The organism is Dyadobacter linearis, assembly GCF_907165045.1.
Classification (GTDB): domain Bacteria; phylum Bacteroidota; class Bacteroidia; order Cytophagales; family Spirosomataceae; genus Dyadobacter; species Dyadobacter linearis.
The window spans coordinates 216142-242070 of the sequence record NZ_CAJRAU010000007.1; the positions used below are offsets into that span (position 1 = coordinate 216142).

A 25929-nucleotide genomic window follows, 5' to 3' on the forward strand; every position below is an offset into this window, starting at 1 on the left:
CGGGTTATGTATGACCTTCATGGTCAGGTCGCAATGCGTGAATATTTATGGAAATGTTACAGATGCTTACACAGGTAAACCGGTCGCAGGTGTTTTGATCAACCAGAAAATGAAGGGAAAATCCCAGCCACTTTCACGAACTTCCGCCACGGGGCAATATCAGGTGTCGCTCGCTTGCGGTGCAGAAAGTCTTACTTTGGAAGCAAAGGGATTTCGCTCTCAAAACTTACCCGTTAATCCGATCGGGCAAGCAACTGGAAATGGATTCCAGGTACCTGTGAAACTTGTACCAATTGACAAGCAGGCAAGCGATCAACCGTATTTCCAGGAGCAGCAACAGTTTGTTTCAATTTCCAATGGACTGTCAAAATCAGTGCAGCGGGCTACGAGGTTGTTTGAGGTGACTGACGCTTTGACGGGCAAAAATGTGGCGGCTGAGTTGTGTTTGTTTTATACCAAATCGGGCAAAAAAGACTGTCAGCAGCTTTCCGCCGGAAAGTCGGGCTACGAAGTTGATTTTACCAGTTCTGATATTGTGGCTATTGAGGTGAAGGCAAAAGGGTATCAGGATTACCTGGGAAACCTGATTATGGATCAGCTTGACAATAAAAGAAGCAAATATCAGATCCGGCTAAGTGCTCAGTTTAATATTCTCTCGGTAACTGTGAATGCAGCTGGACAAAAAGTGGATTGCCAGCTTTCGGGAAGTAATCCGATTGCCTTGGCTTCCACGGACGGAATCCACTTTTCTTCCGAAATACCTGTGCCCGGTAACTATAAATTGGCTGTGAAAAGTGAGAGCGGAGCTATACTGCATTCAAAAGCATTGACAGCTTCCAATGGGATGAATCTTTACGCGGTGAAAGTCCATTCGCCGCGCATTGCAGAGAAACCAGAGCTACTGGTGACCGCTATCGAAAGCAAGCCCCGGACGATCTATTTCGACAAGAGCGATTACAAGCTGCGGGCAGAAAGCAAACCCGTACTGGATACGCTGGCCAGCTGGCTCAATCAAAATCCTTCGGGATACCTGAAGATTATCGGGCATACCGACAATGTAGGCAATAGCAAATTGAACCTGACGCTTTCCGAGTACCGTGCGAGACTCGCTTATTATTTCCTGGAACAACGAGGGGCGGACGTAAGTCGGGTTACGTATACAGGTAAGGGTGACGCATTTCCTGCGGCTCCAAATGATATTGAAGCAAATAAGAAAAAGAACCGAAGAGTGGAAATACAGTTATTTAACAAACCCTAAACCGAGACGGATGTGCGAAACTTATACCTGACAATACTACTTCTTTTTACTGCGCTCGCATGCTTTGCGCAGAATGTGTCCGATACGATTTACCAGGTTGACAGATCGAAGATCGCGGCTATGATTGACGAAGTGGCTTCGGAAGAATTGATTTACTTTTTGCCGACAGACAAGGCGCAGAAGAAGATTAAAATAGCGCGGGCGAAAGTTTGGAAGGTGATTTATGTGAATGGAGAGACTGAGATTTTCAATTCCCCAAATCCGCTTAAAACCGTAGGTGACCAGCTCTTTTTAAAAAATGGAGAGCGCATTGTGGTCGGTGTGCAGGAAGTGACTACTGATTTAGTTAAGTACTCGCTTGCAAACAGTGAAGAAAAGGAGCTTGCGTTGTCTCAGGTTGAAAAGATTGTCTACGCAAACGGAATTGAGCATAGTTATTCGCAGGAGCCGGAGGTTAAGGCTGTTCAGGTGGAGGAGAAAGCGGGCCCGGTAGCAGTTGTGGAAAAGAATCAAGCACCTGTTGCTGCGGCACAAAAGCCGGTAGTAACACCAGCGGCACAGCCAGCGACACCTATCGAACCGGCAGCGACTAAACCCAATGAAATCATTATTAAAATCCAGCACGAACACGCTCCTGACAATTCAAACAAAGAGCCGCGCCGCGAGTACAAAAATTACGTCGGTATCCGCGTTGGAGGTGCTATTACTTCTTTTTACTCCGAAAAAGTTTCGTTTCCAAAAAAGCCATTTTACAATTGGGAAGCCGGGCTTGGATTCAGTCTATACAACAGCAAACATTACAATGCGCGGTTGGAATTGGTGTATGCCAATAAAGGCGCACGGGAAACATTTTCAGACCAACTTAACACACTTACCAGCAGAACTAAAATGACTTACGGACAGGCAAATCTGCTTCCGCTCATCCTGAAAGCGGGTGCCCGCAAACTGAATCCTGCGATTGGAGTGGGAGGCTATTACGCCTATCGGATCAAGCACATTTCTGAATTTAAGGAAGCTGACAGTGAATACGAGCCTGATGATCTCACGCAGGATTTGATAGACGAAAGCCGGTTTGATTATGGTGTCTGCGTAATGTTAGCCTTTTATTCCGGGCACAAACCTCTGCTTGAATTTCGGTACGAGCACGGTTTGGCCGATGTGATGAAAGGCTTGAAAGTTAAAAACAACGGACTTAGCGTATCCCTTTTTCTCTCACTTTAGAACATGTAAAATATTAACCTATGCGTTACTTTATACTTTTACTTTTGACAACGTTTGCCGGCTCAGTGAGCGCGCAGACGGCCTCTGACCAGATTTACAAACTGGATAAAAGTACTATCCAGGCAGTTGTGGACGAGATTGGCGACGTCGAGATTATCTATTTTTTACCCAAAGACACTGCAAAGCGCACCGCCCTTCGTATTCTACGGAAACAGGTTTGGAAGATTGTTTACGAAAACGGCGAAACGGAGTTGATAAACGCACCTTCGGTCGCTTCGCCAGTGGCGGCAAAGGCGCCGTCTGAGATCCGGGAATCAGCAGTGAAGCCCGACAGAATCTTCCTTGCTAACAAAACAATGATCACCGGCAAAATCATAAAAGTGACCGAAGACAAGATTGAATACACCCGCCAGGAGTCGGGGCCGATTTACGAGGTAGCACGGAAAAATCTAGCCAGAATCGAATATGGTAACGGGCAGGTAGAAGATTTTGGATCGGCTAAGCCGGTAAAAGCTGCGATAACGCAGGAGGAGGTTGTGAAGGCGAACACTGAGGCGGAAGTTACTGCAAGTAAAACGGCCAAACCGAGCCCGTTGGCAAAACTCTCTGTAACTGTGGGAGTTGACGGAAATTATTTGCTAGGATCCAAGGTCTGGACGGATCGGGAAGAAGGTGCAGGATTAATGACTCTATTGGGCGGGAGCATAAGAGGCAATTACCAGCTTGGGAGATCCGTTGCGGCTTTTTTGACAATCGGTTATAGCCAGGCCTCTGTACAGAAAAACTATTTGGCAGGCGAGGAGCTGATCTACAAGCAAAAACTGAACCTTGCGGGGCCGAGCGCGGGAATAGGTCTTAAGTATTTTATCAAAGAATCGCTTTACGTGATGGCGCAGGGAAAAGGTAATTTCCTGAAAGCAAAGACAGTTGTTTTTGAAGATGGGGAAGAAACTAAGGACCAATTGTCCGCAACGTGCCCTTCTTTCAGCCTTGGGCTGGGCTTTACCAGGAAAATCACACGGGTCATAGTAGAGGCAGAGGTGCATTACCAGTTGATGCAAAGCACCTTTGACTCAATAACAGATCCGTTCCACATGGTCGGCGCCAGGGTGGGCATTGGAATGGCGGGTTTTGGCAAGAAATAAAGGTTTAATGGAGAATGAAAATGAATACAAATTTGACTGAGGTTCGCGTAAGTGCTCGTTTTGTGTTACTGATTTTAGGTGTGCTCACTATATCATCACCCGCATTCGCGCAGGATTCGCTGACTATTCGTGACGAGCAGGAAATACAGCTTTTGGCACAGCGCAAAGTAGAAAAAGGGCTGAGCGATTTGCTTAATACGATCGCATTTGAGGATTTAGGTGAATTTGAAAGAAAAGCATTAAGAGCAGATAGTTACGGAAGCTCGCCGAACAAGATCTTTTTCAACGAAAAAGTGATCGTCGAAGATGATGTGAATCCGGAGCATACTTCCAAGCATACCGGTGCCGATGTACCCGTGGAGCGGTATCTAGCCGATTTTGAATTATTTTACCCAAAAAGCATAGACAGAACAGTTTCATTTTCAGGGTTTAAGGTTTCAAAACTTAAAAAATCAGACTATTATTATGTGAAGGTTTATTTTCAATCGCGCTTTGGCGGCGTGCATTCTCAGATCAAAACGCCTTACAAGGAAACCAACCGGGTTGCAGAGGTCAGGGCGGAGCGGAAAGGGAAGAAATGGCTGGCCTACATAACCGGCCTGGGATTCGCGACGCCCGCGGATTCGGCAGAAAGCACATTCAACGATATAACTCTTAGTATCGTACCCGCTCCGGCAGATAGCAGTCAGGAGAAGCAAGAAATCAGTCCAGAGGAAATCGCCAGACAGAAGGAGCGAGAGATCGAGAAAAAGGCGCTGGAAGAATACAACAAGTGGCTGACCGATGGAGATAAGGCTTTCGCGGCCAAAGATTACGACAAAGCATTGGAGGCTTACACCGAAGCGGAAAAGCGGAACGATTTCGACGATCTGTTGCCAAGAAGAAAGATTTATCAGGTAAAAAGGGCATTCGAAAAGGAAAAGCAAACGCAGGTGGAGCTGCTGAGAGAATACCTGGCAAAGGCGAACATAGCGCAGAAAACAAGAAGCTATTCCGAGGCGGTCGGTTACTATAAAAAGGCGTACGAGTTAAAGCCTGATTCGGCGGCGCTGGGAGAAGTAATCAAAATGCTTAACCAAAAATCCAGTATCAGGACTGAGCTGGATGAAAAGTATAACCTGGGTAAATATGCCGAGGTAATTAAAGATTATTCACGCATTTTAAAAAAGGAAAAAAACAATTCTGACCATTACCTGGGAAGGGGGCTGGCTTATGCAGTTACCAATGATCACGACAAGGCGTTAAAGGACTTTACGCAGGCAATAGAACTGGACTTCGCCAACCTGGCTGCATTGCTCGCACGGGCTGAGTTATACGCTTCCAAAAAAGATTATCCAAAAGCCGCAGCCGACCTGACCAGTTATTTGAATATAGATCAAACTGCTGTTGATATTTTGACAAGACGCGCGAGATTAAGGACATTGACCAACAATAAGAGCGGCGCATTCGAGGATTATTCCAAAGCAATCGAACTGGGCCCGACTAATGCACAGAGTTACTGTAACAGAGCATTGTTCTATATTCAGCAGGAAAATTATTCAGCCGCAGTAACAGATTTAACTAGTGCGATTGAAAAGAATCAATCGTATAATGAAGCGTATTACCATCGCGGCCTTTGTCAGATTAAATTAAGCCAGCCGGAATTGGCAGGAAAGGATTTTGCCAAAGTAAGAAAACTAGGTATTACTGACGAGCAGAACAAAGAGATAACTGCAATTGCACTACAATATTTTCATACCGCTTTCGCGCAATTGAGCGAAAGAAATTATAGTCCTGCAATTGCTGGATTCGATGAAGTGATTCATATTCTTCCAAATCATTCACAAGCCTGGTATCATCGGGGCAGGAGTCTGGAAAAAGTGAGCGATACGCTGGCCGCTATGGAATCTTTTGATATGGCTATTCTTCATTTACCAGATTACGGGGAAGCTTATTTTGACCGGGCTATTCTTTGGTATAATATGGGCAAGTATGAAAAAGCTGAGAAAGATTTCAATAGAGTGGTACAAATACAGCCGACCAATTACCTGGCGGTGAAAGGTGAAGGCGATGCTTGTTTTGCGATGAAAGCTTACGACAGGGCAATTGCTTCTTATGAAAACATCAAAACTAACGAAAAGAAAATAGGGCAGTCGCTTTCTCCCCAGCAGTTAGCCAGCGTTTACAACAACCTGGGTTCTTCTTATTTTTATACTGAACAAACGGAAAAAAGCATTGAAGAATTCGACCGGGCGATCAACCGAAATGCAACCTTTTCGGACGCATATTATAATAGGGGACAGGCTTATGAAAGTACTAAAAACCTGCGCCGCGCCATTTCCGACTATAAAAAGTCAACTACACTTGATGTTACAAATTCATTTAAATATGATGCGCTGGGCAATGCATTGTTTAATGAACAGGATTATGAGGAAGCGAATCGCGCATTTTCCGCAGCCATTGAAAATAGTACTAACAATCAATACGGTTTAGCCAGATCAACCTCGCGCCGCGCCGAAAGCTTCCTGGCAATGTCGCAATACAAATATGCTGTGGCCGATTACCTGAATGCATTTGCACTGGATTCTACTACGCAAACTTCCGACGCGCGTTACCAGCTGGGGCTTGCGCTATTGTACCAAAGGCAGTCGGAGGAAAGTTTGAAATACCTGCTCGCAGTGGGGAATAAGGACAATATAAAAGGCCAATCCTATTACGCAATCGGTTGCGCCTACGTAATGCAAAGCAAGCGGGAAGAAGCTTTAAAATGGTTTGAAAAATCATTTCAAACGGGGCTGATCACCAGGTCCTATATTAAAAAAGATAAGTTATTGGAAAGTATTGATAAGGCATTCGCTAATACAACTGCATTTAAAGAGTTGGTAAATAAGAATGTGATTAAGTGAAGGCTGCGCACGTCGATCAACGGCAAACAGTACACTTTGAAATGATAAAGGAATGATCAGATTATTGACACCGGTCAAGAATTTAAGGAGTAAGGATATTTCTGTGATTTTATTGGAAAATTCCAGATTCGTTGTGAATGCTTTAGGAGGTGTTTATATTGAACAAGAATGGAAGAGAGATCTTGGTATCTGGGTAAATGAAAACGATAATCAAAGCCGATGATCAGATGTCAATTGTGTTTAGCCTTATTTCTTTACCCCTACGGTTGTATGGGCCAGAAAGACACGCCGCTATTGCCTGCTGAATGGGATAAACAACAGGCCGTTTTCATTAATTACTCGGGCAATTCAGATGATGCTGTAACCACTGAAAAGGTTCATGTCGTTTGTCGCGATATCATCCGTGAGTTAGCCGCGGTTACACAAGTATATGTCTTAATCAATGAGGAATTCAGGCCGGACTCATTAAGGCAGCTATTTGATGCCAACGGTATACAAACCAAAAACATATATCTCCTCCCGGTTTACAGACTGTTCAGCATGGGAGTTCCGAGAGATTATGGACCGATGGTCGTGAAGAACAGAAGTGGTGGAAATAAGATAATCCGGTTTGGTTGGGACTATGTGGGAGCAGATTTCATCAATCCTGACACAATTTGGTCGAAACGGAGAGAAGTGATCAGGGATAGGTATTTTGCGCAGATGAAGCAGCTTCTGAAAATCGAAGTTGAATCCTCGCCGCTCGTTTTGGAAGGAGGTGAAATTGAAGTAAATGGCAGGGGAACCGCAATGCTGGTCGATTCTTTTCACCTTTCCAGGAACCCGTATTTAACTAAAAAACAGCAGGAGGATTTACTGGCCAGTAGCCTTGGAGTCAAAAAAACGATCTGGTTACGTGAAGGGCCTGCCGAAGATCCTGGCGTAGGACGAAAATCGAAAATTATCGAAAATGTGTATGGCAACGGTGTGGGCGGGCATGTAGACGAATTCGCCCGTTTCGTCAATGGTAACACGATATTCCTTGCAATGCCGTCGAAAGCGGAAGCTCAGGCTGATCCTATAAAAAAGATCACTTACGACAGGATGAAAATCAATGAGGCTATTTTGAAAAAATCGGGGGATCAGGATGGTAGGCCTTTCCACATCGTGCATATCCCCGTCCCTGATGTTATTCCTGAAACGCATAGGATTGATACCACAAATTTTCAATTTCCTATCAGCGCGCTGCGGCACGACTTTCCGGAATGGAGGCACGGTGACAGCATTCAATTTATGCCGGCCATTAGTTACCTCAATTTCCTGATATTTAATCAGTTGGTACTTATCCCCAAATATTGGCGTCCAGGATTTTCGGAAAGATGCAAGGAAAAGGACGAAGAGGTGAGAAAAATATTTGCCAGCTATTTTCCTGATAAGAAGATTGTTCAAATAGATACATGGGGCATGAATCTGGTCGGTGGTGGTATTCATTGCTGGACACAACAGGTACCTGCGGATTAGCTTATCCTTCCTATTTCTGGTATACTATCTAAAAAAAAATATTACGAATCGACGCTCGCAGGTGGCAAAAGAATGCTTCCAGAGAGTTGCTGAAGCAACAGTAATTATTAATATTTTTAATATTAATGCTCATATTTGTTGGCCAGAAATAATCATCGCACAGATTATTGTCTGGCCTTTTTCATTCTTTGGTTTGCACAACGTCTCGAAAAGTATAGCTCTTGATGAATTCAAATACGACAAGAAAAATCAGTTGTTTGATCATTGATGACGAAGAACCTGCTCATGAAGTGCTCAAATTCCTGATTGCGAAAATTCCCTGGCTGGTTTGTGTGGGAAGCTGTTACAATGCGGTCGAGGCGCTGGAAGTAATTCCCGACAGCAAGCCAGATATCCTTTTCCTGGACGTCAATATGCCCGAACTGACGGGCCTTGATTTGTTGAGTATTGTAAAGGCACCCAACTCGCATGTGATCATGACCACCGCTTATTCTCAGTATGCAGTGGATGGATTTACCTTTGATGTTACCGCTTTTCTATTAAAACCCATCGGTTTCGACCGTTTTCTGAAAGCTGTTACCAAAGTACGGGGGTTAGTTACTGGTAATAATTTGCCCGATGAAAAGACGCTTGCAACAGCCGCAGAGGAAATGTCCGGGTCACAGCCGGTACAGACCGATCAGGCCTTGGCAGCTAGGCCTATGTTACAGCCAATCAACGATTGGCGGGATGAAAACGCAGTCCAGGAAGAGTATATGTGGATCTGGGCCGAGAAAAACCGCATGGGCGGAAGATAGGGGCAAGTCGAATGGCAGGATCATTTCCAGGAACGACTGAAGCCGGAAGAGATGAGGGAATATAATGGTGTGGAGTAAATAGCGGGGCACTTGGTATGCTTTTTTATGATTTAAATCAAGCTGTGCCTGAATGGTCAGGTACATTGAAATTTATCACCACTTAAACAGATCACTAAAATGAAAATCGCATCAACATTTCTGACACTCGCAACCGTAGCCATGTTATGGAGCTGTGGATCTAAATCGACCGAAACAACCGACACGACTGACTTCGCAGACAGTACCAACGAAGCAGTAACGGATAATGCAGCCTCCGACTCAGCATCCGCCGTTGCCGAAGATGACGCAGAGTTTGCAGTAGAAGCTGCCAATGGCGGAATGGCGGAAGTCGCATTAAGCAAAATTGCCGAAGAAAAAGCGACTGACCCGAAAGTGAAAGAATTTGCAAAACAAATGGTAACAGACCATACGAAAGCAAATGATGAACTGAAAACGCTGGCGACGAGCAAAAATATTACGCTTCCCGCTGCTCCAAATGAGGAAAAACAGAAAGCGGCATCAGACCTTGGCGCTAAAAGCGGAAGCGATTTCGACAAAGCTTACATAGCGCAAATGAAAAAAGATCACGACAAAACGGTGAAGCTTTTTGAAGATGCGCAAAAGGAAGTGAAAGACACCGAGCTGAAAGCTTTCATCGACAAAACTTTACCTGTGCTTAAAGCGCACGCTGAGCACGTGAAAAGTCTTGATAAGACGAAATAATTTTTCGGTTAGCATATTGAAGCTGGCGGCCACAACGTGGCTGCCAGCTTTTTTGTTTTTATGCAAAAGCGGTTTCCACAGAAAGCTTTTTCCAGGTCGCTATCTCATTCTGAAAAGCCTTGATCTTTGCCTCTGCAATGTCGTTTGCATCCTGACCAAGCAGGAAATGGACCGGCGGATTTTCAGCGTCAGCAATTGCAATGATCGCGGTTACACCTTTAACAGGATCGCCCGGCTGATTGCCTTCGAGCTGCTCGTGGTACGCTTCCGAATCGCGGATTAGATGATATTCCTGAATCCTTGTTTCGGGCAATCTCAGTGAGCCTGATTTCAGGAAGTTGGTGCGGAAATAGCCGGGTTCCACAAGCGTGACTTTAATCCCGAACGGCGCCACTTCGGTTGCCAGCGATTCAGATAAACCTTCCACGGCAAACTTGGTAGCGCAGTAAATGCCCCAGCCAGGGAAATTTCCGCTGATGCCCGCGATGGATGAAATGTTAAGGATATGTCCCGATCCCTGTTTGCGAAGCTGCGGCAAAACGTGACGTATAATATTTAGCGTTCCAAATACATTTACATCAAAATTGCTGCGGGATTCGGCGTCGGTCAGTTCTTCGATCCCGCCAAGCTGGCCATAGCCGGCATTGTTGGCAACTACATCAATGCGGCCGAAGCGCGAAACTGTCGTCTCGATTGCTTTGGAAACAGCGGCTTCGTCTGTGATATCAAGTGCCAGGGGCAGAAAGCTTTCCGATTCGGTGCCAGCTGCATCCTGCAATTCGGCCAGACTCCGCGAGGTAGCCACTACTTTGTGGCCGAGTTGTGATAACTGATTTACTAATTCCAAACCGAAGCCTTTCGATGCTCCGGTGATAAACCATACTTTTTGATTGTCCATCTTTTCGATTCGTTTGTTTGACGAATACAAAAGTAGAGGAGCGGACAGGGGAGGTGTTTACGAAAATCAATGCGTTACTTACCAAATTCAAACAATGCGGAAAGTAGAGGGCGTAAGGCCGGTTCGTTTTTTGAAGAAGTAAGTAAAGTGGGCCGGCTCGTCGAAACCGAGGCTGTACCCGATCTCGGCAATGTTCCAGTCTGAATGCATTAATAATGCTTTGGCCTCGCTGGCCAGCCGGTCGGCAATGTGATCGGTGGTAGTTTTGCCGGTAGTGTCGCGCACGCAGCGGTTAAGGTGGTTGACGTGCACGGCCAGCTGCGATGCAAAATCACTGGCAGAGCGCAGGCTGAACCTGCGCGAAGGCGTTTCAATAGGAAACTGCCTTTCCAGCAATTCGATAAATATGCCGGTGAGCCGAGAACGCGCATCGGTATGTTTGTGAAGCGTTTCGGCCGGACTCATTTTCAGGGCGTAATGGATCAGCTCGAATACGTAATTTCTCACAAGGTCATATTTAAGGGGATAGTCGGAATTAATTTCGGTCAGCATCTTCTCGTAAATACTGCTTACTTCCTTATCCTGCTGCTCACTAAGCGGATAAGAAGGAGTGGCGCCGGGCTTGAAAACGGGCAGGTCGCCGGGACCGTTGTCGAAACGTCCCTGGAAAAATGCCTCCCTGAAAATGCAGAAAAAACCGGTTGTATCGTCAGAAAGCGGCTCCCAGGTGTAGGGTACCTGCGGGTTGAAGAAAACGAGTGTGGGTCCTTTGATCTCAATGCTCTTGTCGGCGTAGTGATACACATTATGGCCGCGGATCAGGGTTATTTTATAAAAATCCCTGCGACTGTAAGGTTTTTCACCACAATCCGGCGCCATCCAGTCTTCCAGACGAAAAACGTTGGCTTGCCCGATATCGGCTTTCAGCGATGAAGGCACATCCTGAAAATGAAAACGGTAAAACTCTTCGAGGCTTTCTGATTTCTGCATGCGGTAAATTTACCAAATTCAAACTATATTAAACTGAGCCAGAGAATAATTAGTGTTTTATAAGGGTAGGAAGCTTCATAATTGGTTCTTAATATTTAATCAATTAATCCTATACCCTTATATGACCAAACGGACGTTTACTTTCTCTCTTTGTTTAATTTCCTTCCTCACTTTTTTGACGTTTACCTATCAGAAAATTCGCAGCAAGACCACCACAGACCTGGTGATTATCGATGAATCACTTCAAGATTACCGCACACTGGCAGCTGGCCTCGCTCCCGGCTCGCAGGTGATCTACGTTGCCAATAGTCCGGAAGGTTTTGAAGAACTTGAACAACAACTGGCCTCTCACGGAAAAGCCGAGCGCGTGCACATTATGACCCACGGTACGGAAGGTAATTTTATTCTCGGGCAAACCCAGCTCAATGGTGCCAATATCCGCGAGCACGAACGCTTCTGGCAAAGCCTTGGGAACGTACTCGTAGCCGGCAAATCCAACCTGCTGCTTTACAGCTGCCAACTTACTGCCACCCGTGAAGGAGAAGGTTTCGTGCAGCGCCTGCATAAAATGCTTGGTGTGCCCGTGGCCGCTTCCAACGATCAGACCGGTTCGGAACGCCGTGGTGGCGACTGGGACCTGGAATATGTTGCCGGGAAAATAATTAAAAAGCACATATTGAATCTATTGGACTTCAAGGGCCTGCTTGTGCCCACCTTCGCGCAGCTGACCGGCGGTTCAAGCCCCTTCAATGCTATGACGATTTTCACTGACAACCAGCTGATCTACGGGGATTTTGACGCTGATGGGGATATTGATATTCATTTATACCCCGGAGGAAATGTTAACCAATTCTGGCAAAACAATGGCAGCGGATCATTCGCAAGGGTAACCGGAGCTGCGGACCCTTTTGAGAAGATCAACGAAAACGCGGTCTTTTATGCCGCTTCGAATGCATTTGTGGCAGACTGGGACAATGACGGCGACGATGATATCTACGTCCCGAGGCGCAATGGCAATACAGAGAAAAACTTTTACTACCGCAACGACAACGGAAAATATGAATTGCTCAGCGGAGATTCGAGCCCGTTTAACGGCATTAATATAAGCGGAGATAATCAGCTGATTTTTGGTGATTTTGATGTTGACGGGGATATTGATTTGCATAGCTACCCAGGTAGCCAACTTGATAACGAGTTCTGGCGAAACAATGGCAGCGGCGCGTTCAGCAAGGTGACCGGCACGGAAAATCCGTTCGATGGCCTGGCCGGAAAAGCGGCTTTTTCGAGTGCGCAGTTTGCCTACGTGGCAGATTGGGACAATGATGGGGATGTTGATATTCTAGTGAGCCAGATCGGCGGTACTTCGGTGAGGAACTACTACCGCAATGATGCTGGCGTTTATTCACAGCAGACCGAAGGGGCCAATCCGTTTAATGGGATGGTAATAGCCAGTGACAACCAGATTATTTTCGGCGACTTTGATGCAGACGGTGATATCGACCTGCATACTTCCGACGGCTCGGAAACGCTTGTTTTCCACAGGAACAATGGCAGCGGCGTGTTTACACAGGTTGCAGGCTCCGGAAACCCTTTCAATAGTCTGCCTAACTCCGGCGCTTTTTACAATAATTCGCTAAGATCTTTCGTCGCCGACTGGGATAATGATGGTGATGTGGATGTGTTCACTACCAACTACGACGGCGCAAACCAGAAATATTTCTTCCGGCAGAATGACGCTCCTCCCCGGATTACTGCTACCAGCCCCGCCAACACCGCAACAGGTATTTCCGTGAGCAGCGACATTTCGTTTACATTTGACCGGGCGGTTACCGGTGCAGCAGGCAAGTACATACAGATCCGGCGATTGTTTGACAATGCCGTCTTTGCCACCATTGAAGCGAACAGTGCACAGGTGACCGGCAGTGGCTCAAATACCATTACGATCAATCCGGCAACTGACCTGGAGGGCGGCAGGGCCTATTATGTTGTAATTGACAAAGCCGCATTTTTCGATACTGAGGGTCGTATTTTCGCGGGTGTGGGTAGTGATGCTACCTGGCTGAGATTTACCACTGGCATACCTGTCGTTGCGCCAACTGTGACCACGGCTTCGGCGAGTGAAATTGCACTCACTACCGCAAATGTCGGTGGTGAAGTGACGGCCGATGGCGGCGCGGCCGTAACGGAGCGTGGTATTGTGTGGGGCACTTCAACAGCGCCTACTACGGCGTCCAATAAAGTGGCGATCGGTTCCGGGACAGGTAGTTTCAGTACCACCGTGACCGGGCTTCCGGCGGGTACGCGGGTCTATTTGCGTGCATATGCCATCAATTCTCAAGGGACTTCCTATGGTAGTGAGATCGATTTTTACACGCAAACGAGTGTAACGTCCATTACCCGGCAGTCTGCCAATCCTACCAGTGATGCTGCTGTCACCTACCAGGTTGTCTTTGCGCAGAGCGTCACCATTGAAGACGCTTCTGTGTTCTCACTGTCGACCAGCGGCGTTTCGGGCGCATCTGTTTCCGGAGTTTCCGGTTCAGGCACAACCTATGATGTTACTGTAAATACCGGCAGCGGTAATGGAACAGTCAAACTGGAAGTTACTGGCCTGACCAGCACAACACCGAATCTAAATGCGGCATTCACCACAGCAAGTGCCTATACTGTCTACAAAGTTTCAAATGCCGGCGATTATTACAGGGCCGCCGCGGCAAATGGCACGTGGACCACACCGGGCGATTGGCAGTCCTCTCAGGACAACAGCTTCTGGATTGCCGCAACATCTTCGCCGGGTGCCGAGGCAATTGAAACGATTATTGCGAGCGGGCAAAGCATGCGGATTCCGAATGGAACAAATTTGGATATCAGCAACCTTGCGGTGAGCGGCGAGTTGTACGCCGGGGATTCCGAGTTGCAGATAGGCGGAAGCTTTGACAATAGCGGCATAATTCGGGGAAATGCCACATTCTATTATTCATCATTTTCAAATTCCGGTACCCTCGCTCCTGGTGAATCACCCGGCATTTTGCGTTTCACAAATAACCTGGACAACGCCGGCACAATGCTGATGGAGATTGGTGGTACAACAGCCGGTACCGGATACGACCAGATAGAGGCCGCTGGATTTTCCGCAGGGGGAAATTTGTCAGTGTCATTCATTAACGGTTTCACTCCTCTCCTGGGTAATGCTTTCGTGTTGATAAATGCGTCCGAGATTGCTGGAACATTCGAAACACTTACATTGCCCGACATTGCGCCGCTCGTTTGGGAAACGAAGTATTCAGATGGTCAATTCATAATAAGAGCTGTGAATGACCCCATGCCCGTTACCCTCATCAATTTCAAAGCTTCAAAGAGCGAATCGGCGGTAGATCTTGTCTGGAATACTTCCAGCGAGGTGAACAACAGCCATTTTGAGATTCAGCGCAGTGCAGAAGGGAAGGTTTGGGAAAACATCGGCACCGTCGACAGACTTGACGATAACCTGGTAATCCGCCGCTACCGGTTCACTGATGCAATGCCACTGCTATCCGAAAACTTCTACCGCCTCCGCATGGTAGATAACGACGGTACTTTCGCATTCAGTGAGATCGAGCACGTGCGCTTTGCCGACAACAAAACGCCGATCAGGAGCTATCCAAACCCGGTTACAGACAAGATTTTCCTGGATGCCGCAAATATTGAAAGCATCACGTCGGTGGAGATCTATTCCGCTTCCGGAGCCCTGCATTATTCGGGTACATATACCCGCGCGGGTATTGATGTGAAAACATTTCCCGCTGGCATTTTTATAGTAAGAACGACAAGTTCGAATCGCGAAGTGTCGACTTCCCATTTCGCCAAATACTGATAAAACTTCTTTTTCATTTTTAGTAATCCCAGCGTAGATATCTTATCTGCGCTGGGATTACTATGTATTCACCAATCTCATTTTAATACTTTTTAATACTTCTTTACATACGTTAAAAGTTCGGGTGGTTTCGCACATATACCTTTGTTGTCATCAAAGTGTAAGTGCACTTCGATTAAATTATTTACACAATCTTTTAAAATGAACACTCAACTTTTAAAAATGAAAACGCAACTTTTGAAATCAGTAAGTGCATGTCTTATTGTAAGCACAGTATTATTTTCAACTTCTTGTAAAGAAGATCAAATTCTACAAGAGAGTCAGGTAGAACAAAATATCAGGGACGATAGTAATGCAAAGCTTCTGGGTACAAAACTGGATAAATTTGTATTTGCACAAAAAATCGAAGATTATCTTTATAATGTTGGATTCGGCTATTCAATTTATGTAGAGGGAGAAGAAATATTTAAAGGAAATGGAGGTGAAGGTTTTGCAAGAAAAGGCTTTGAAGTCGGCGGAGCTAAACCGCACGGGGCTTCCGTCAGGCAAGAAACGCTTGCAGCTACACAGTTCGTAACAGCGCTTGCAGTACTTAAAACTTTAAGGAAATACAATATCTCAGTCAAAGCGAAGGTGTGGCCTTACTTACCAAAAGGCTGGGTTCCCAGCCAAAAGTTTAAATCGCTGAGCTTCGAGCAATTGCTCGCTCACAAAACAGGATTAAGCAATGTTTTCGCGCCGAATAAGATCAAATTAGTTGTAGAGGGTAAAATTGATAATGCCCCTCTTATTGGGAATGCTGATATTAATTACAGTCTGCTCGGGATTATTACTCCATTTGTTGAAGCGGTTGAATTGAGCAAAAAGGGAAATGCAACCAGATTGAATCTGCTTAATAAGGTCCCGATGGCGTTTAATACCTATGCAAATGCGTTTGGGGAAATTGTTCTGGCCAATGTGTTCGTACCAGCAGGACTTCCTTACGCCAATAGAGTTTCCTGGAGTGCCTGGAATGAGAGCGGTCCGATAAATGCATCTCTTGCAACGCAGGGATATCCCGCACTGAAAGGCGATGCTCCCGGACTTGATAAAGCTGAGGTTGTTGCACATGCAGGGGCAACGGGATTATATCTGAGTGCGTCCGAATTTGCAAAAATTCAGTCAGCAGCTTCTCAATTCAAGATAGTTAGTTCAGACGATTTGAAACTAATGAAAGATAGCCTTTTAGGCTTTACCGGAAAAATTAATGGCGGAGCGGGTACTTACTATTACAAAACTGATTCAGGACTCAATTGCGAAACAATGATCATGGATTTTGGCAAAGTTCAGGTTTGTATATTGGCCAATTCAACACAAAATGATTTTGTTCAAAACCCTGCTGCTATTGCCAAGTTATTTGATCAATCATTACATTAAATAAACTTAAAATTAATACTATCGGAACCACTGGATCAATACGTGCAATTACATTGCCAGTTGGTTTCGATATTAAATGAACACATAAATTAATTCAACAATAATTTAATCAATTCAACACAATGAAAAAGAACATGACATTAATCGGGTTATCAAAATATGCAGGATTGGCTTGTATCGTATTGTTAAGTGCTTGCAATAACGATCACGAACCGGACGCAGAAATTCCGGGAACTTATAAGGTAGTGACGGGCAGCGGGGACATTAATGCAAAGCTCGCCGAATTCAGGACTTTACTTGGCGATCCGCTGAATACTACGCCCAATCAGCCCGCGGTTGGCAGGCGCGAAATCAACTGGGACGGTGTTCCTGACAATCTTACAAATACGGATACATTTCCGGGAGATTTTTTCAACAGCACAGATCCCGGGGCTCCTGCCGGCAGAAAGCGGGGCGCCGTTTTATCAACTCCCGGACAGGGTTTGCGTGTGAGCAACAACGATTTTACCGATGTTCTTACAGGGGATGCCAATCATTTTAACGCTTTTAGTCCGGCACGTACATTCGCAGCCGTTGGAAGCAACAAAATGGATGTTACCTTCAAAGTCCCGGGAACAGCGACCGATGCTTCTGTGAAGGGTTTCGGGGTTATATTTTCAGACGTTAACCTGGAAAATTATACTACAGTTGAATTTTACGACGGAGATAAAAGTCTGGGCCAGTTTAAAGCTCCGGTAAAAACGGACGAAAACGGATTTTCTTTCCTCGGTGTAGCCTTCACAGATGCCAAAGTAACGAGAGTGAGAATTACTTCCGGCACCGCAGCGATCGGGAAGGCTACCTATAATGCGCCGAACGATCAGGTGATTATGGACGATTTCTTTTACAGCGAGCCGCTGGCGCAATAGGAGTTACCTGAATATCTCATTCATTTCCGTTAATATCAACGGCGCCTTATCAGTCACAACAATTGTATGTTCGTGCTGAGCCATAAAGCCACCTTTATTTCCCACCATCGTCCAGCCATCGTTGAGTTCGGTTGCGAAGGATGAGGTTGTGGAAATAAAGGTTTCAATGGCTACAACCGAATTCTTCTTAAACCGTCTCTGATCAGATTTATTTTTATAGTTCAAAAGTTCGTTGGGCTGCTCGTGAAGAGCTCTGCCGATACCGTGGCCTGCCAGATTTCTGATCACTTTGAAGCCGCGTTTCTTAGCCTCCGATTCCATTAAATGACCAATATCCGCTATTCTCACACCGCCTCTGATACTATTGATCGTCTTGATCAGAATCTCTTTCGATGCATTCACGAGCTTCTGGTGCTGATTAATATCCTGTCCGAGCACGAAAGAGCCTCCGTTATCTGCCCAAAATCCATCCAGCTCGGCTGAAACATCGACGTTAATTAAATCTCCTTCTTTTAGTATCCTTTTATCCGAAGGTACACCGTGGCAAAATTCGTTGTTGACACTAATGCACGTCCATCCCGGAAAACCATAAGTGGAGTGGGGGGCTGATTTCGCTCCGAATTCAGCCAGTATTTTTGCTCCGAATTCATCAAGTTCTTTGGTCGTCATTCCAGGCTGAGCGTGCTGTATCATTTTCTTCAAAGTATATGCTACCGCCTCACTCGCTTTTTGCATTCCTGACAAATCTGACTCTTTCGTAATTGACATATATTCCCGTTGTTTATTGAAATGCTGCACCGTGATATACTGGCACCAGTTAGCGAACACCAGATATAGCTCTTTGGTTTTGCAAAATACAAAGGTTCCGTTTTTGATTACAACTAATTTTATGTCCTAACGGTCTTCCGAAAAAAGCTGTGTTATGAAAAATTTGTTATACTTACTACTTGCGCTATTGTTAGGTTGCAAAGATCGCCCCGCGGAACCAGATGAATACCAGGGTGTAATCACTGGATATATGGTAATCGACAACTGGGCCAAAGGATGCGGCAGTGGCGGACTTGCAATCGATATTAAAGGCAATACCTATCTGGTCACTAATTCAGTCGCAGACACTTTCGAAGACCCGAATGCCTGGCCCGTTCCGGTTTGGGTACGCTACAAACCAGCACCTGCCGACTCTTGTACCGGCTCTAAAAACCGAATTGAAATACTGTCGATCCGCAAGCAGTAGGTTCAGGCCGCATTTAAATCTCTCTTAATTTTTCGAATAGTTAGGAAGTGTTCTCTTGGCAAAATACATTTGCGCATCAATTTGTATTCTGTCTAAATAAGTTTAATGAAACCGCTTCTATCTATCTGTATTTGCCTCCTTTTATCAGCCCAATGCTTTGCGCAGACGGGAAAACTGAAAGGAATTGTAGTTGACAACGCCAAAAGCGGCCTTCCGGGTGTCAATGTAATGATCAAAAATACCAGCGCCGGGTCCCAGACCAACGAATCGGGTTACTTCGAAATATCCAATATTAATGACGGTGATTTCGTATTGTCCATTTCTTCGGTGGGGTTTAAGACCAAAGAAGTGCGCTTCACGATTGCTCAGAATGAAGTGGATCTGCAAACGATCACCCTGTATGCGGGCGACGAGATCTTGCGGGAAGTGGTGATCGAAGGCGAGCGGGAGAATAAATTTTCCAGAAGTAAAACAGCTTATGTTTCCAAACTGCCGCTGCGCGATTCCGAAAATACGCAGGTTTACAGCACGATTACCAATTATCTGCTAAAATCCCAGATCATCACCAACTTCGATGATGCATTGAAAAACGCAACCGGAGTGGAAAACCTGTGGACTTCTACCGGCCGCGGCGGCGACGGCGCTGGCTACTTTTCACTGCGCGGATTCGCAATTCAGCCCAAGCTGGTGAATGGACTGCCTGGTTTGACCAATGGAACGATCAATCCTGCCAATATCGAGCGGATCGAAGTATTGAAAGGACCGTCCGCGACATTGTTTGGAAATGCTGTAAGTTCTTATGGCGGACTGATCAACGTGGTTACTAAAAAGCCTTACGTCGGAACCGGCGGAGAGCTTTCTTATACAACAGGTTCTTTTGGATTAAATCAGATTACAGGGGATTTTAATACTGCCTTAAACAAAGAGAAAAACCTGTATTTCCGGTTGAATACCTCTTACGCCACTGAGCGCAGCTTTCAGGATGCGGGTTTTAGAAAGTCGTTTTTCGTAGCGCCTTCGCTTTCTTATAAAGTGAACAATAACCTGTCATTTTCTTTCTACGGCGAGATTACGCAGGCCGAGCAAACCAATCCGATGTTCCTGTTCCTGAACAGAAGTGCGCCCACGGATGCCAGAAACATCAAAGACCTTAATTACAACAACAAGCTTTCGTTTACCAGCAATGACCTGACATTGCAAAACCCTACCCAGAATTACCGCGTAGAAATGGACTACAAATTGTCGGATACGTGGGAATCGCAGACACTGATCTCAAAAAGCGCCACTTCGACGAAAGGATACTATTCCTATCTGTTTGATTACGGCATATTAGGGAACGATACTTATTCGAGGTTTTTGAACAAACAAAATGAATATACCGGTACTTCTGATATTCAACAGAATTTCATCGGCGATTTCAGGCTGGGTTCGTTGAGAAACCGCGTTGTGATCGGGCTGGACTATTTTTCAGCTACTTCAACCAGCAATGGAACGGGTTATGCTTTTTACGGAAATGTAACGCCTGAGGGTGGGGCAAATGGGGATAATCCTTTTACGCCTGATGAGGTTGAAACTACGGCTTACCCGCTTTCTACCGCCGCTGTGGATGCCGTTTTGGCGACTCAACCTGTTTCTAATGCAAAGTCGAAATTCAATATTTACAGCGCTTATGCTTCGGACGTTTTGAATTTAACCAATAACCTGTCCGTTATGCTGGGCCTTCGCCTGGACCATTTTGATAATGTCGGTGACGTGGCAACTGCTGCCGACGACTATAACCAAACCACTTTGTCGCCTAAATTCGGGATATTATACCAGCCGGTTATCGACAAGGTTTCGATTTTTGCCAACTATCAGAACGGTTTTACAAATGTAGCGCCGGCACTTGTAGGGAATCCGGAAGACGGACCCCAAACGATCAAAACTTTCAGGCCGGAACAGGCAAACCAGATCGAGTTTGGTATTAAAACGAATATCATTAAAAACAGGCTGAATGCGACGATCAGCTATTACGATATCCGCGTCAAAGATCAGGTTATCTCAGACCCTGCGTCCCCTTTTAACAAAATCCAGGGAGGCGAAATTTATAGTAAAGGTTTTGAGATTGAATTGAATGCAAATCCAGCCAACGGGTTGAATATCAGAGCAGGATATAGCAACAACGATAGCAAGACAACCAGGTCGGACAATACCGAAATTTTGAACAGACGTCCACTCGACGCCGGCTCAAAACATACTTACAATGCCTGGGCAAACTACGAGGTACCGGGCGGCAAATTACAGGGATTCGGGATCGGCGCAGGCTTTAATGGTGCAAGTGAAAGGTTTGCGATAAACTATGCATCTACCGGCAACTTCATGCTCCCGGCTTACACAGTAGCCAATGCATCCCTCTTTTACCAGGCCGAGAACTACCGCATCGGTGTAAAGCTGAACAATGCATTTAACAAAGAATACTACAAAGGCTGGTCAACGATCGCCCCACAAACGCCGCGGGCATTGATTGCGAACATTACTTATAGTTTTTGAGCAGTTAATAGAGCTTGCGTTGAAGGTCAGGGGATTTGTTTCCTCTGGCCTTTTTTGTGATGAAGCAAGTGGAAGCGTGAAGATTTTAAATAGGAGATTGGAAGGAGAAAAAAGTAGGGCAGTTACTCAGAAAACGGGATAGCCGGATCATTTCAGGTAAAACGTCTGACTGAAAGCACCGTTTGCCGCGCTGTCCCAGGCTTCCACGCGCATCCATTTCCTCCCTTTCAGCTTGGGACGAAACTGCAATTGCTGCTCACCGAATGCGCGGGTATTGGTCAGGTCCATTCGTTCACGGTACACTTTTTCGCCGTCGCCGGATATTACCTCCACAAAGTTCATCGGAAAAGTCCAGCTCAGTTTCAGGCGCAGATCAGCTGTACCGTCTGCATTCAATGCGAGCGAGTCGCCGGACAATTTTCCGTTTACTTTTAATTCATGCATTAATACCTCGCCGGTAGTCGCAAAGAATTTGCCGCGCTGCATTGCGTCCACCACCGGCTGCCAGCCTTCATTGAATTTGGGAAGCTGGTCGAGCATCAGGTAGTTCACATTCATGTGCGCATACATTTCATTTTCCTGCGTAACCGTGAAGAGATCAGCCTCGGCAATCACCGTTTTCTTTTCCCCCCAGTTATTCATATCGTCCAGCAGGTCCAGCACGCGGTTTCCGAGTCGGGGCTGCGACAGGTCGGCGGGCATTGCTTTCCAGGCTGCTCCCATAAACCGATCGGATTTAAAAAAGGGTTCGTGGTTATAAATGTCGGGGGTATTCACTGATCCTTTGGTGCGCGCATGGGCTGTCCACGCCAATCCCTGCTCATCCTGCAACAGTTTCAGCATTTCATTTTTATCCCCGATGTGATATACCTTGCCAAAACCCGGCTTATCTTCCACATAAGGCGTTTCCTTTTTCCGCGACATGATCCAGTAGACTGGTTTGGGGAAGATCTGCATCCAGTGCCCGCCAAAGAATTCGTTGGGTTCTTCTCCCGGCATCAGCAGAAATTCATGATCGGAAAGCCGCTCGCATTGTTCAAAAAGCGCTTTCAACTCCCTCAGCCGAAGTGAATCCGGGCCTTTTGGGTGGGCGGTGTAATGAAACTCTCCCAAATGGACCATATCAACACCCAGCCGCTTGAATACTTCCACAAACTCTGGCTTTTCAGGAACGGGCTTGCCGGCCAGTACCACGTTCATAATGAATTCATTATGGAAATGGCTCGACATAGTTTTGAATCCCGGCAGCTTGACATACTTGTCCGCATTTGTGAATTTTTTGACAGCATTAATAGCCTCTTTGCCACCGGCATTATCCAAAAGGCAGAAGAAATTTAGCCGCTGCTGCGTTCCCGGCGGGGCATTGAACCACGGCACAAAACGCTGGTCACCTTCCAGTTCCTGACGGATGCCAATCCCGTAACCGTCCAGCATTTTGCGGTAACCCTTTCCGTGCCAGATGAATTTCAGGTTAAAAGCTTCGTCGAGCGGATAAAAGTACTGGTGCGGCGCAGGGAAAACCGCCAGTGTTCCGCCGGTAGTCTGGGCAGCAATAGTTCTGTATTTCAAAGCAAGATTTTTGGCAGAATCACCATAATGTACCGGAATTGATTCGATCTGTTCTGCTGTATTTGTCCAGGATAGGTTTTTCCACTTTTCCGTCTGGCTTATCAGCCCCGCATCGTACACGATCGCGGCCGCCTCTGCTTTCGTGGACATCACAGCAGCAATGTTGAAAAGCGGGCTGCCGTTGTAGAAAGTTACTTCCAGCACTCCGGAAAACCGGTCGGCCGAGAGGCTGCCTATCGTTACTACCGTGCGACTGCCCACACTTTTAACCGCGATATTTGTCTTTTTTAGTTTAATAGGATAGGTTTCAAAGGGGCGGGAGGGGACTTTGTCAAAGAAGATATTCCACCCGTTCTGAGAGAGCAGGTCGCGTTTTCCGACGGTCAGCAAAAAAGCGGCATCCAGATCTTCCGAAACAGTTTTGGGGTCTGATTTTGTGCCTAATGCAATGCGTTTGAACAATGGATTAGCGGGCGACATATCGAACTGCACATTTGCAAACTTCCCGTTACCGGCCGGCCATGAAACTTCCACAAGTTCTTTCTGGCTCGTGACGGTAGCCTCATTTTTCCGGTTAAACTGGTCGGTATTCAATTTCACCTGCGACCACGCCTGCACGGATCCCACAGCCAGGATAGTGATCAGAAATAAAGTTCTGCGTATCATAAATCGTCTCGACAGTTCCGACATGAAATTTTTTCTGGCATAAGTCCAAACCCGGTGACTTTTACCCGGTTACCGGCTCAACAACCGCTCGATTGTCTCAAATGGCCGTTTTTTGGATGAAATGTCGGATATTTGCCGCGCCATATTTGTCTTTTGCGAGTTCATTAAGTCGACTTATCAGGTGCGATTTGAAAATTTTCGGACTTTTTTTGTAGGGCGGGAGGGATTACGGTTGTCTTCCTGTTAAGTAGTCAGATAGCCATTTAAATTAAAAGATATGAAAGATCGTGCTGAACATTTTCCGGGAGAGGGGCGAGATCGGGGGATTCCGGTATCCCGGCAACAAATGTCGTCGGCCCCGAAAATGAGTATCGGATTGAATTTACTGCTGATAATCTGCCGCGCTGCTTCTTTTGCCATCTATTTCACGACAAGATTTGTACTCAGGTACCGGCGTGAGATACTTGAAGAAAATTTCAAAAATGCATTTCCGGATAAGTCAAAGGCCGAAAGAAAGGCGCTGATCAAAGTATATTACAAGCATTTGGGCGACCTGGTTGTTGAGCCGGTACTTTTCTCGATTGTGAATGCGAATGTGAAAAAGAGGCTGGCCACCTATCAGAACAAAGAATTGCTGAGCAAGTTATATGCTGAAAACAAGCACGTAATCCTGTTGGCCTCCCACCATGGAAACTGGGAATATCTGATCAACCTGCCGCGGGAGGTCGATTTCAAGGTTTATACCGCCTATACAGCTATTTCTAATGCACACGTAGACAGTTGGGTGCACAAAATGCGGTCGAAAATGGGGGTGGAAGTGATCGTGAAAAAGAACTTTTACAAAACCGCCTTGTCCGCATTGAGATCGCCGGATCAGCCTGCATTGGTTGTCGTGATCGCCGACCAGCGACCTGCGCCGGGAAGTACGAAATACAGCGTCGAGTTTTTGCACCAGACTACCAGCGTGCAGATTGGCGCTGAGCGGCTTGCACTGGCTTCAAATGCAGTGGTTTTATATCTGCAATGCGAAAAAGTTGCGCGGTTCCATTACCAGTATACCTTTCATCTCATCACCGAAAATCCCGCTGCCGCAGAGCCGCTCAGCATTACAAAAGCCTATTACGAGAAGATTGAGCAGGATATTCAAGCCGATCCCGGTTACTGGCTGTGGACGCACAAACGGTGGAAGCCCGTCGCGTCGCTTTCAAAAGCGGACCCCGTCGTCGCCTGATTTGTAGGGTAGTTTTGGTTGATAAAAAAACTTAACAGTCGTTACTAGACCAATATCACAGCAGTATTTTCAGGTTCGGAACCTTGTGCCAGCCGGGCCACTGAGCCAAGCGTGACGCGCGCGATTTCGGACAAAGCTTCTTCTGTAAAAAAGCCCTGGTGCGCCGTCACGAGCACATTTGGAAAGCTCATCAGCCGCTGGATCACATCGTCGTCAATGATAGAACCAGAAAGGTCCCGGAAAAAAAGTGCCTCTTCCTGTTCATACACATCAAGTCCAAGCAACCCGACCTGCTTCGCTTTCAGTGCATTGATCACATCCTTCGTATTGATAAGCCTGCCCCGGCTGGTATTGATCAGCGTCACGCCAGGCTTCATCAGTTGCAGCGTATTTTTGTTTATAATTTCAAAAGTGCTGTCATTCAGCGGGCAATGCAGCGACAATACGTCTGAAATGCGCAGTACTTCTTCCAGCGTTTCGTATACTACGCCCGCCTGGCGCAGCTGCTCATCGGGGAATATGTCATAGGCGACAACCCGGCAGCCGAAGCCCTGGGCGATCTTGCAAAATGCCCTTCCGATCTTCCCGGTACCGATCACGCCGATCGTTTTTCCGTGGAGATTGAAACCCATTAGTCCATTCAATGCAAAATTCTGCTCTCGCACGCGGTTGTAAGCTTTGTGGGTTTTTCGGTTCAGTGTCAGCAGCAGCGCCATCGCATGTTCGGCCACAGCCTCGGGTGAATATTCGGGCACCCTGCAAACCCGGATACCGGCCGCCCGGGCAGCATCGAGGTCAACATGATTGAAACCTGCGCTCCTGAGCGCGATGATCTTAACTCCTTTTTCTGCCAGCGCACGGATCACCTCCGCATTAACCTGATCATTTACAAAAACACAAACCGCAGCCCCACGTTCGACCACACTCGTTGTGCCAGGCCTCAGGCCGGTTTCGAGGAACTCCAATTCAAAGCCTGTTTCACTATTATATTGCTCAAAGAACTGTTTATCATAAGGTTTCGCTGAGAAGAACTGAATTTTCATGCCTTTGCTGTTTTGTAAAATGTA

At 46.4% G+C, this 25929-nt stretch carries 18 protein-coding genes; 13 read left to right on the top strand and 5 right to left on the bottom strand.

The window, feature by feature from the left end:
• The first annotated feature begins 10 nt into the window (after positions 1-10).
• The 7 genes from KOD92_RS22050 to KOD92_RS22080 all read left to right on the top strand — a co-directional run bounded on the left by KOD92_RS22050 (position 11) and on the right by KOD92_RS22080 (position 9568).
• On the top strand, positions 11-1258 hold the full coding sequence (locus KOD92_RS22050) for an OmpA family protein (RefSeq protein WP_215235771.1): 1248 nt from the start codon (positions 11-13) through the stop codon (positions 1256-1258).
• Positions 1259-1270: 12 nt separating this feature from the next.
• A complete protein-coding gene (locus KOD92_RS22055; RefSeq protein ID WP_215235772.1) occupies positions 1271-2479 on the top strand; it encodes a porin family protein in 1209 nt (402 codons plus the stop codon).
• A 20-nt stretch (positions 2480-2499) separates the two neighbouring features.
• Positions 2500-3624 (top strand): hypothetical protein, encoded by a 1125-nt coding sequence (locus KOD92_RS22060; protein ID WP_215235773.1) that lies wholly within the window; start codon positions 2500-2502, stop codon positions 3622-3624.
• Positions 3625-3644: 20 nt separating this feature from the next.
• On the top strand, positions 3645-6509 hold the full coding sequence (locus KOD92_RS22065) for a tetratricopeptide repeat protein (RefSeq protein WP_215235774.1): 2865 nt from the start codon (positions 3645-3647) through the stop codon (positions 6507-6509).
• A 270-nt stretch (positions 6510-6779) separates the two neighbouring features.
• Positions 6780-8009, top strand: coding sequence for an agmatine deiminase family protein (locus KOD92_RS22070; RefSeq protein ID WP_215235775.1), 1230 nt, complete (start codon positions 6780-6782; stop codon positions 8007-8009).
• A 224-nt stretch (positions 8010-8233) separates the two neighbouring features.
• A complete protein-coding gene (locus KOD92_RS22075) occupies positions 8234-8806 on the top strand; it encodes a LytR/AlgR family response regulator transcription factor (protein WP_215235776.1) in 573 nt (190 codons plus the stop codon).
• A 177-nt stretch (positions 8807-8983) separates the two neighbouring features.
• Entirely contained in the window at positions 8984-9568 is a 585-nt protein-coding gene (locus tag KOD92_RS22080; RefSeq protein ID WP_215235777.1) for a DUF4142 domain-containing protein, read from the top strand.
• Between the two features lie 58 nt (positions 9569-9626).
• Here KOD92_RS22080 and KOD92_RS22085 read toward each other — a convergent pair whose 3' ends face one another.
• Both KOD92_RS22085 and KOD92_RS22090 read right to left on the bottom strand, forming a co-directional pair.
• Positions 9627-10466: an oxidoreductase gene (locus KOD92_RS22085; RefSeq protein ID WP_215235778.1), complete on the bottom strand. Its 840-nt coding sequence runs from the start codon at positions 10464-10466 to the stop codon at positions 9627-9629.
• A gap of 87 nt (positions 10467-10553) precedes the next feature.
• The gene (locus KOD92_RS22090; RefSeq protein WP_215235779.1) at positions 10554-11456 is read right to left on the bottom strand and encodes a helix-turn-helix domain-containing protein; all 903 of its coding nucleotides are present in this window, start codon (positions 11454-11456) and stop codon (positions 10554-10556) included.
• Between the two features lie 121 nt (positions 11457-11577).
• Between KOD92_RS22090 and KOD92_RS22095 the strand changes: the two genes are divergently transcribed.
• The 3 genes from KOD92_RS22095 to KOD92_RS22105 all read left to right on the top strand — a co-directional run bounded on the left by KOD92_RS22095 (position 11578) and on the right by KOD92_RS22105 (position 17633).
• Positions 11578-15309 (top strand): DUF4347 domain-containing protein, encoded by a 3732-nt coding sequence (locus tag KOD92_RS22095; protein ID WP_215235780.1) that lies wholly within the window; start codon positions 11578-11580, stop codon positions 15307-15309.
• Between the two features lie 222 nt (positions 15310-15531).
• On the top strand, positions 15532-16725 hold the full coding sequence (locus tag KOD92_RS22100) for a serine hydrolase domain-containing protein (RefSeq protein ID WP_215235781.1): 1194 nt from the start codon (positions 15532-15534) through the stop codon (positions 16723-16725).
• Between the two features lie 122 nt (positions 16726-16847).
• On the top strand, positions 16848-17633 hold the full coding sequence (locus KOD92_RS22105; RefSeq protein ID WP_215235782.1) for a hypothetical protein: 786 nt from the start codon (positions 16848-16850) through the stop codon (positions 17631-17633).
• Between the two features lie 3 nt (positions 17634-17636).
• Here KOD92_RS22105 and map read toward each other — a convergent pair whose 3' ends face one another.
• Positions 17637-18401: a type I methionyl aminopeptidase gene (gene map, locus KOD92_RS22110; RefSeq protein ID WP_215235783.1), complete on the bottom strand. Its 765-nt coding sequence runs from the start codon at positions 18399-18401 to the stop codon at positions 17637-17639.
• A gap of 154 nt (positions 18402-18555) precedes the next feature.
• Between map and KOD92_RS22115 the strand changes: the two genes are divergently transcribed.
• Together KOD92_RS22115 and KOD92_RS22120 are read left to right on the top strand one after the other, a co-directional pair.
• Complete coding sequence (locus KOD92_RS22115; RefSeq protein WP_215235784.1) at positions 18556-18867, top strand: hypothetical protein; 312 nt, start codon at positions 18556-18558, stop codon at positions 18865-18867.
• Positions 18868-18972: 105 nt separating this feature from the next.
• A complete protein-coding gene (locus KOD92_RS22120; RefSeq protein WP_215235785.1) occupies positions 18973-21396 on the top strand; it encodes a TonB-dependent receptor in 2424 nt (807 codons plus the stop codon).
• Positions 21397-21543: 147 nt separating this feature from the next.
• Here KOD92_RS22120 and KOD92_RS22125 read toward each other — a convergent pair whose 3' ends face one another.
• Entirely contained in the window at positions 21544-23631 is a 2088-nt protein-coding gene (locus KOD92_RS22125; protein WP_229254799.1) for a CehA/McbA family metallohydrolase domain-containing protein, read from the bottom strand.
• 277 nt (positions 23632-23908) lie between these two features.
• On the opposite strand from KOD92_RS22125, the gene KOD92_RS22130 reads away from it, so the two are divergent.
• Positions 23909-24862, top strand: coding sequence for a lysophospholipid acyltransferase family protein (locus KOD92_RS22130; protein ID WP_215235786.1), 954 nt, complete (start codon positions 23909-23911; stop codon positions 24860-24862).
• 44 nt (positions 24863-24906) lie between these two features.
• Here the strand turns inward: KOD92_RS22130 and KOD92_RS22135 are convergent, their stop codons facing one another.
• Positions 24907-25905 (bottom strand): 2-hydroxyacid dehydrogenase, encoded by a 999-nt coding sequence (locus KOD92_RS22135; RefSeq protein ID WP_215235787.1) that lies wholly within the window; start codon positions 25903-25905, stop codon positions 24907-24909.
• Positions 25906-25929: the final 24 nt, after the last annotated feature.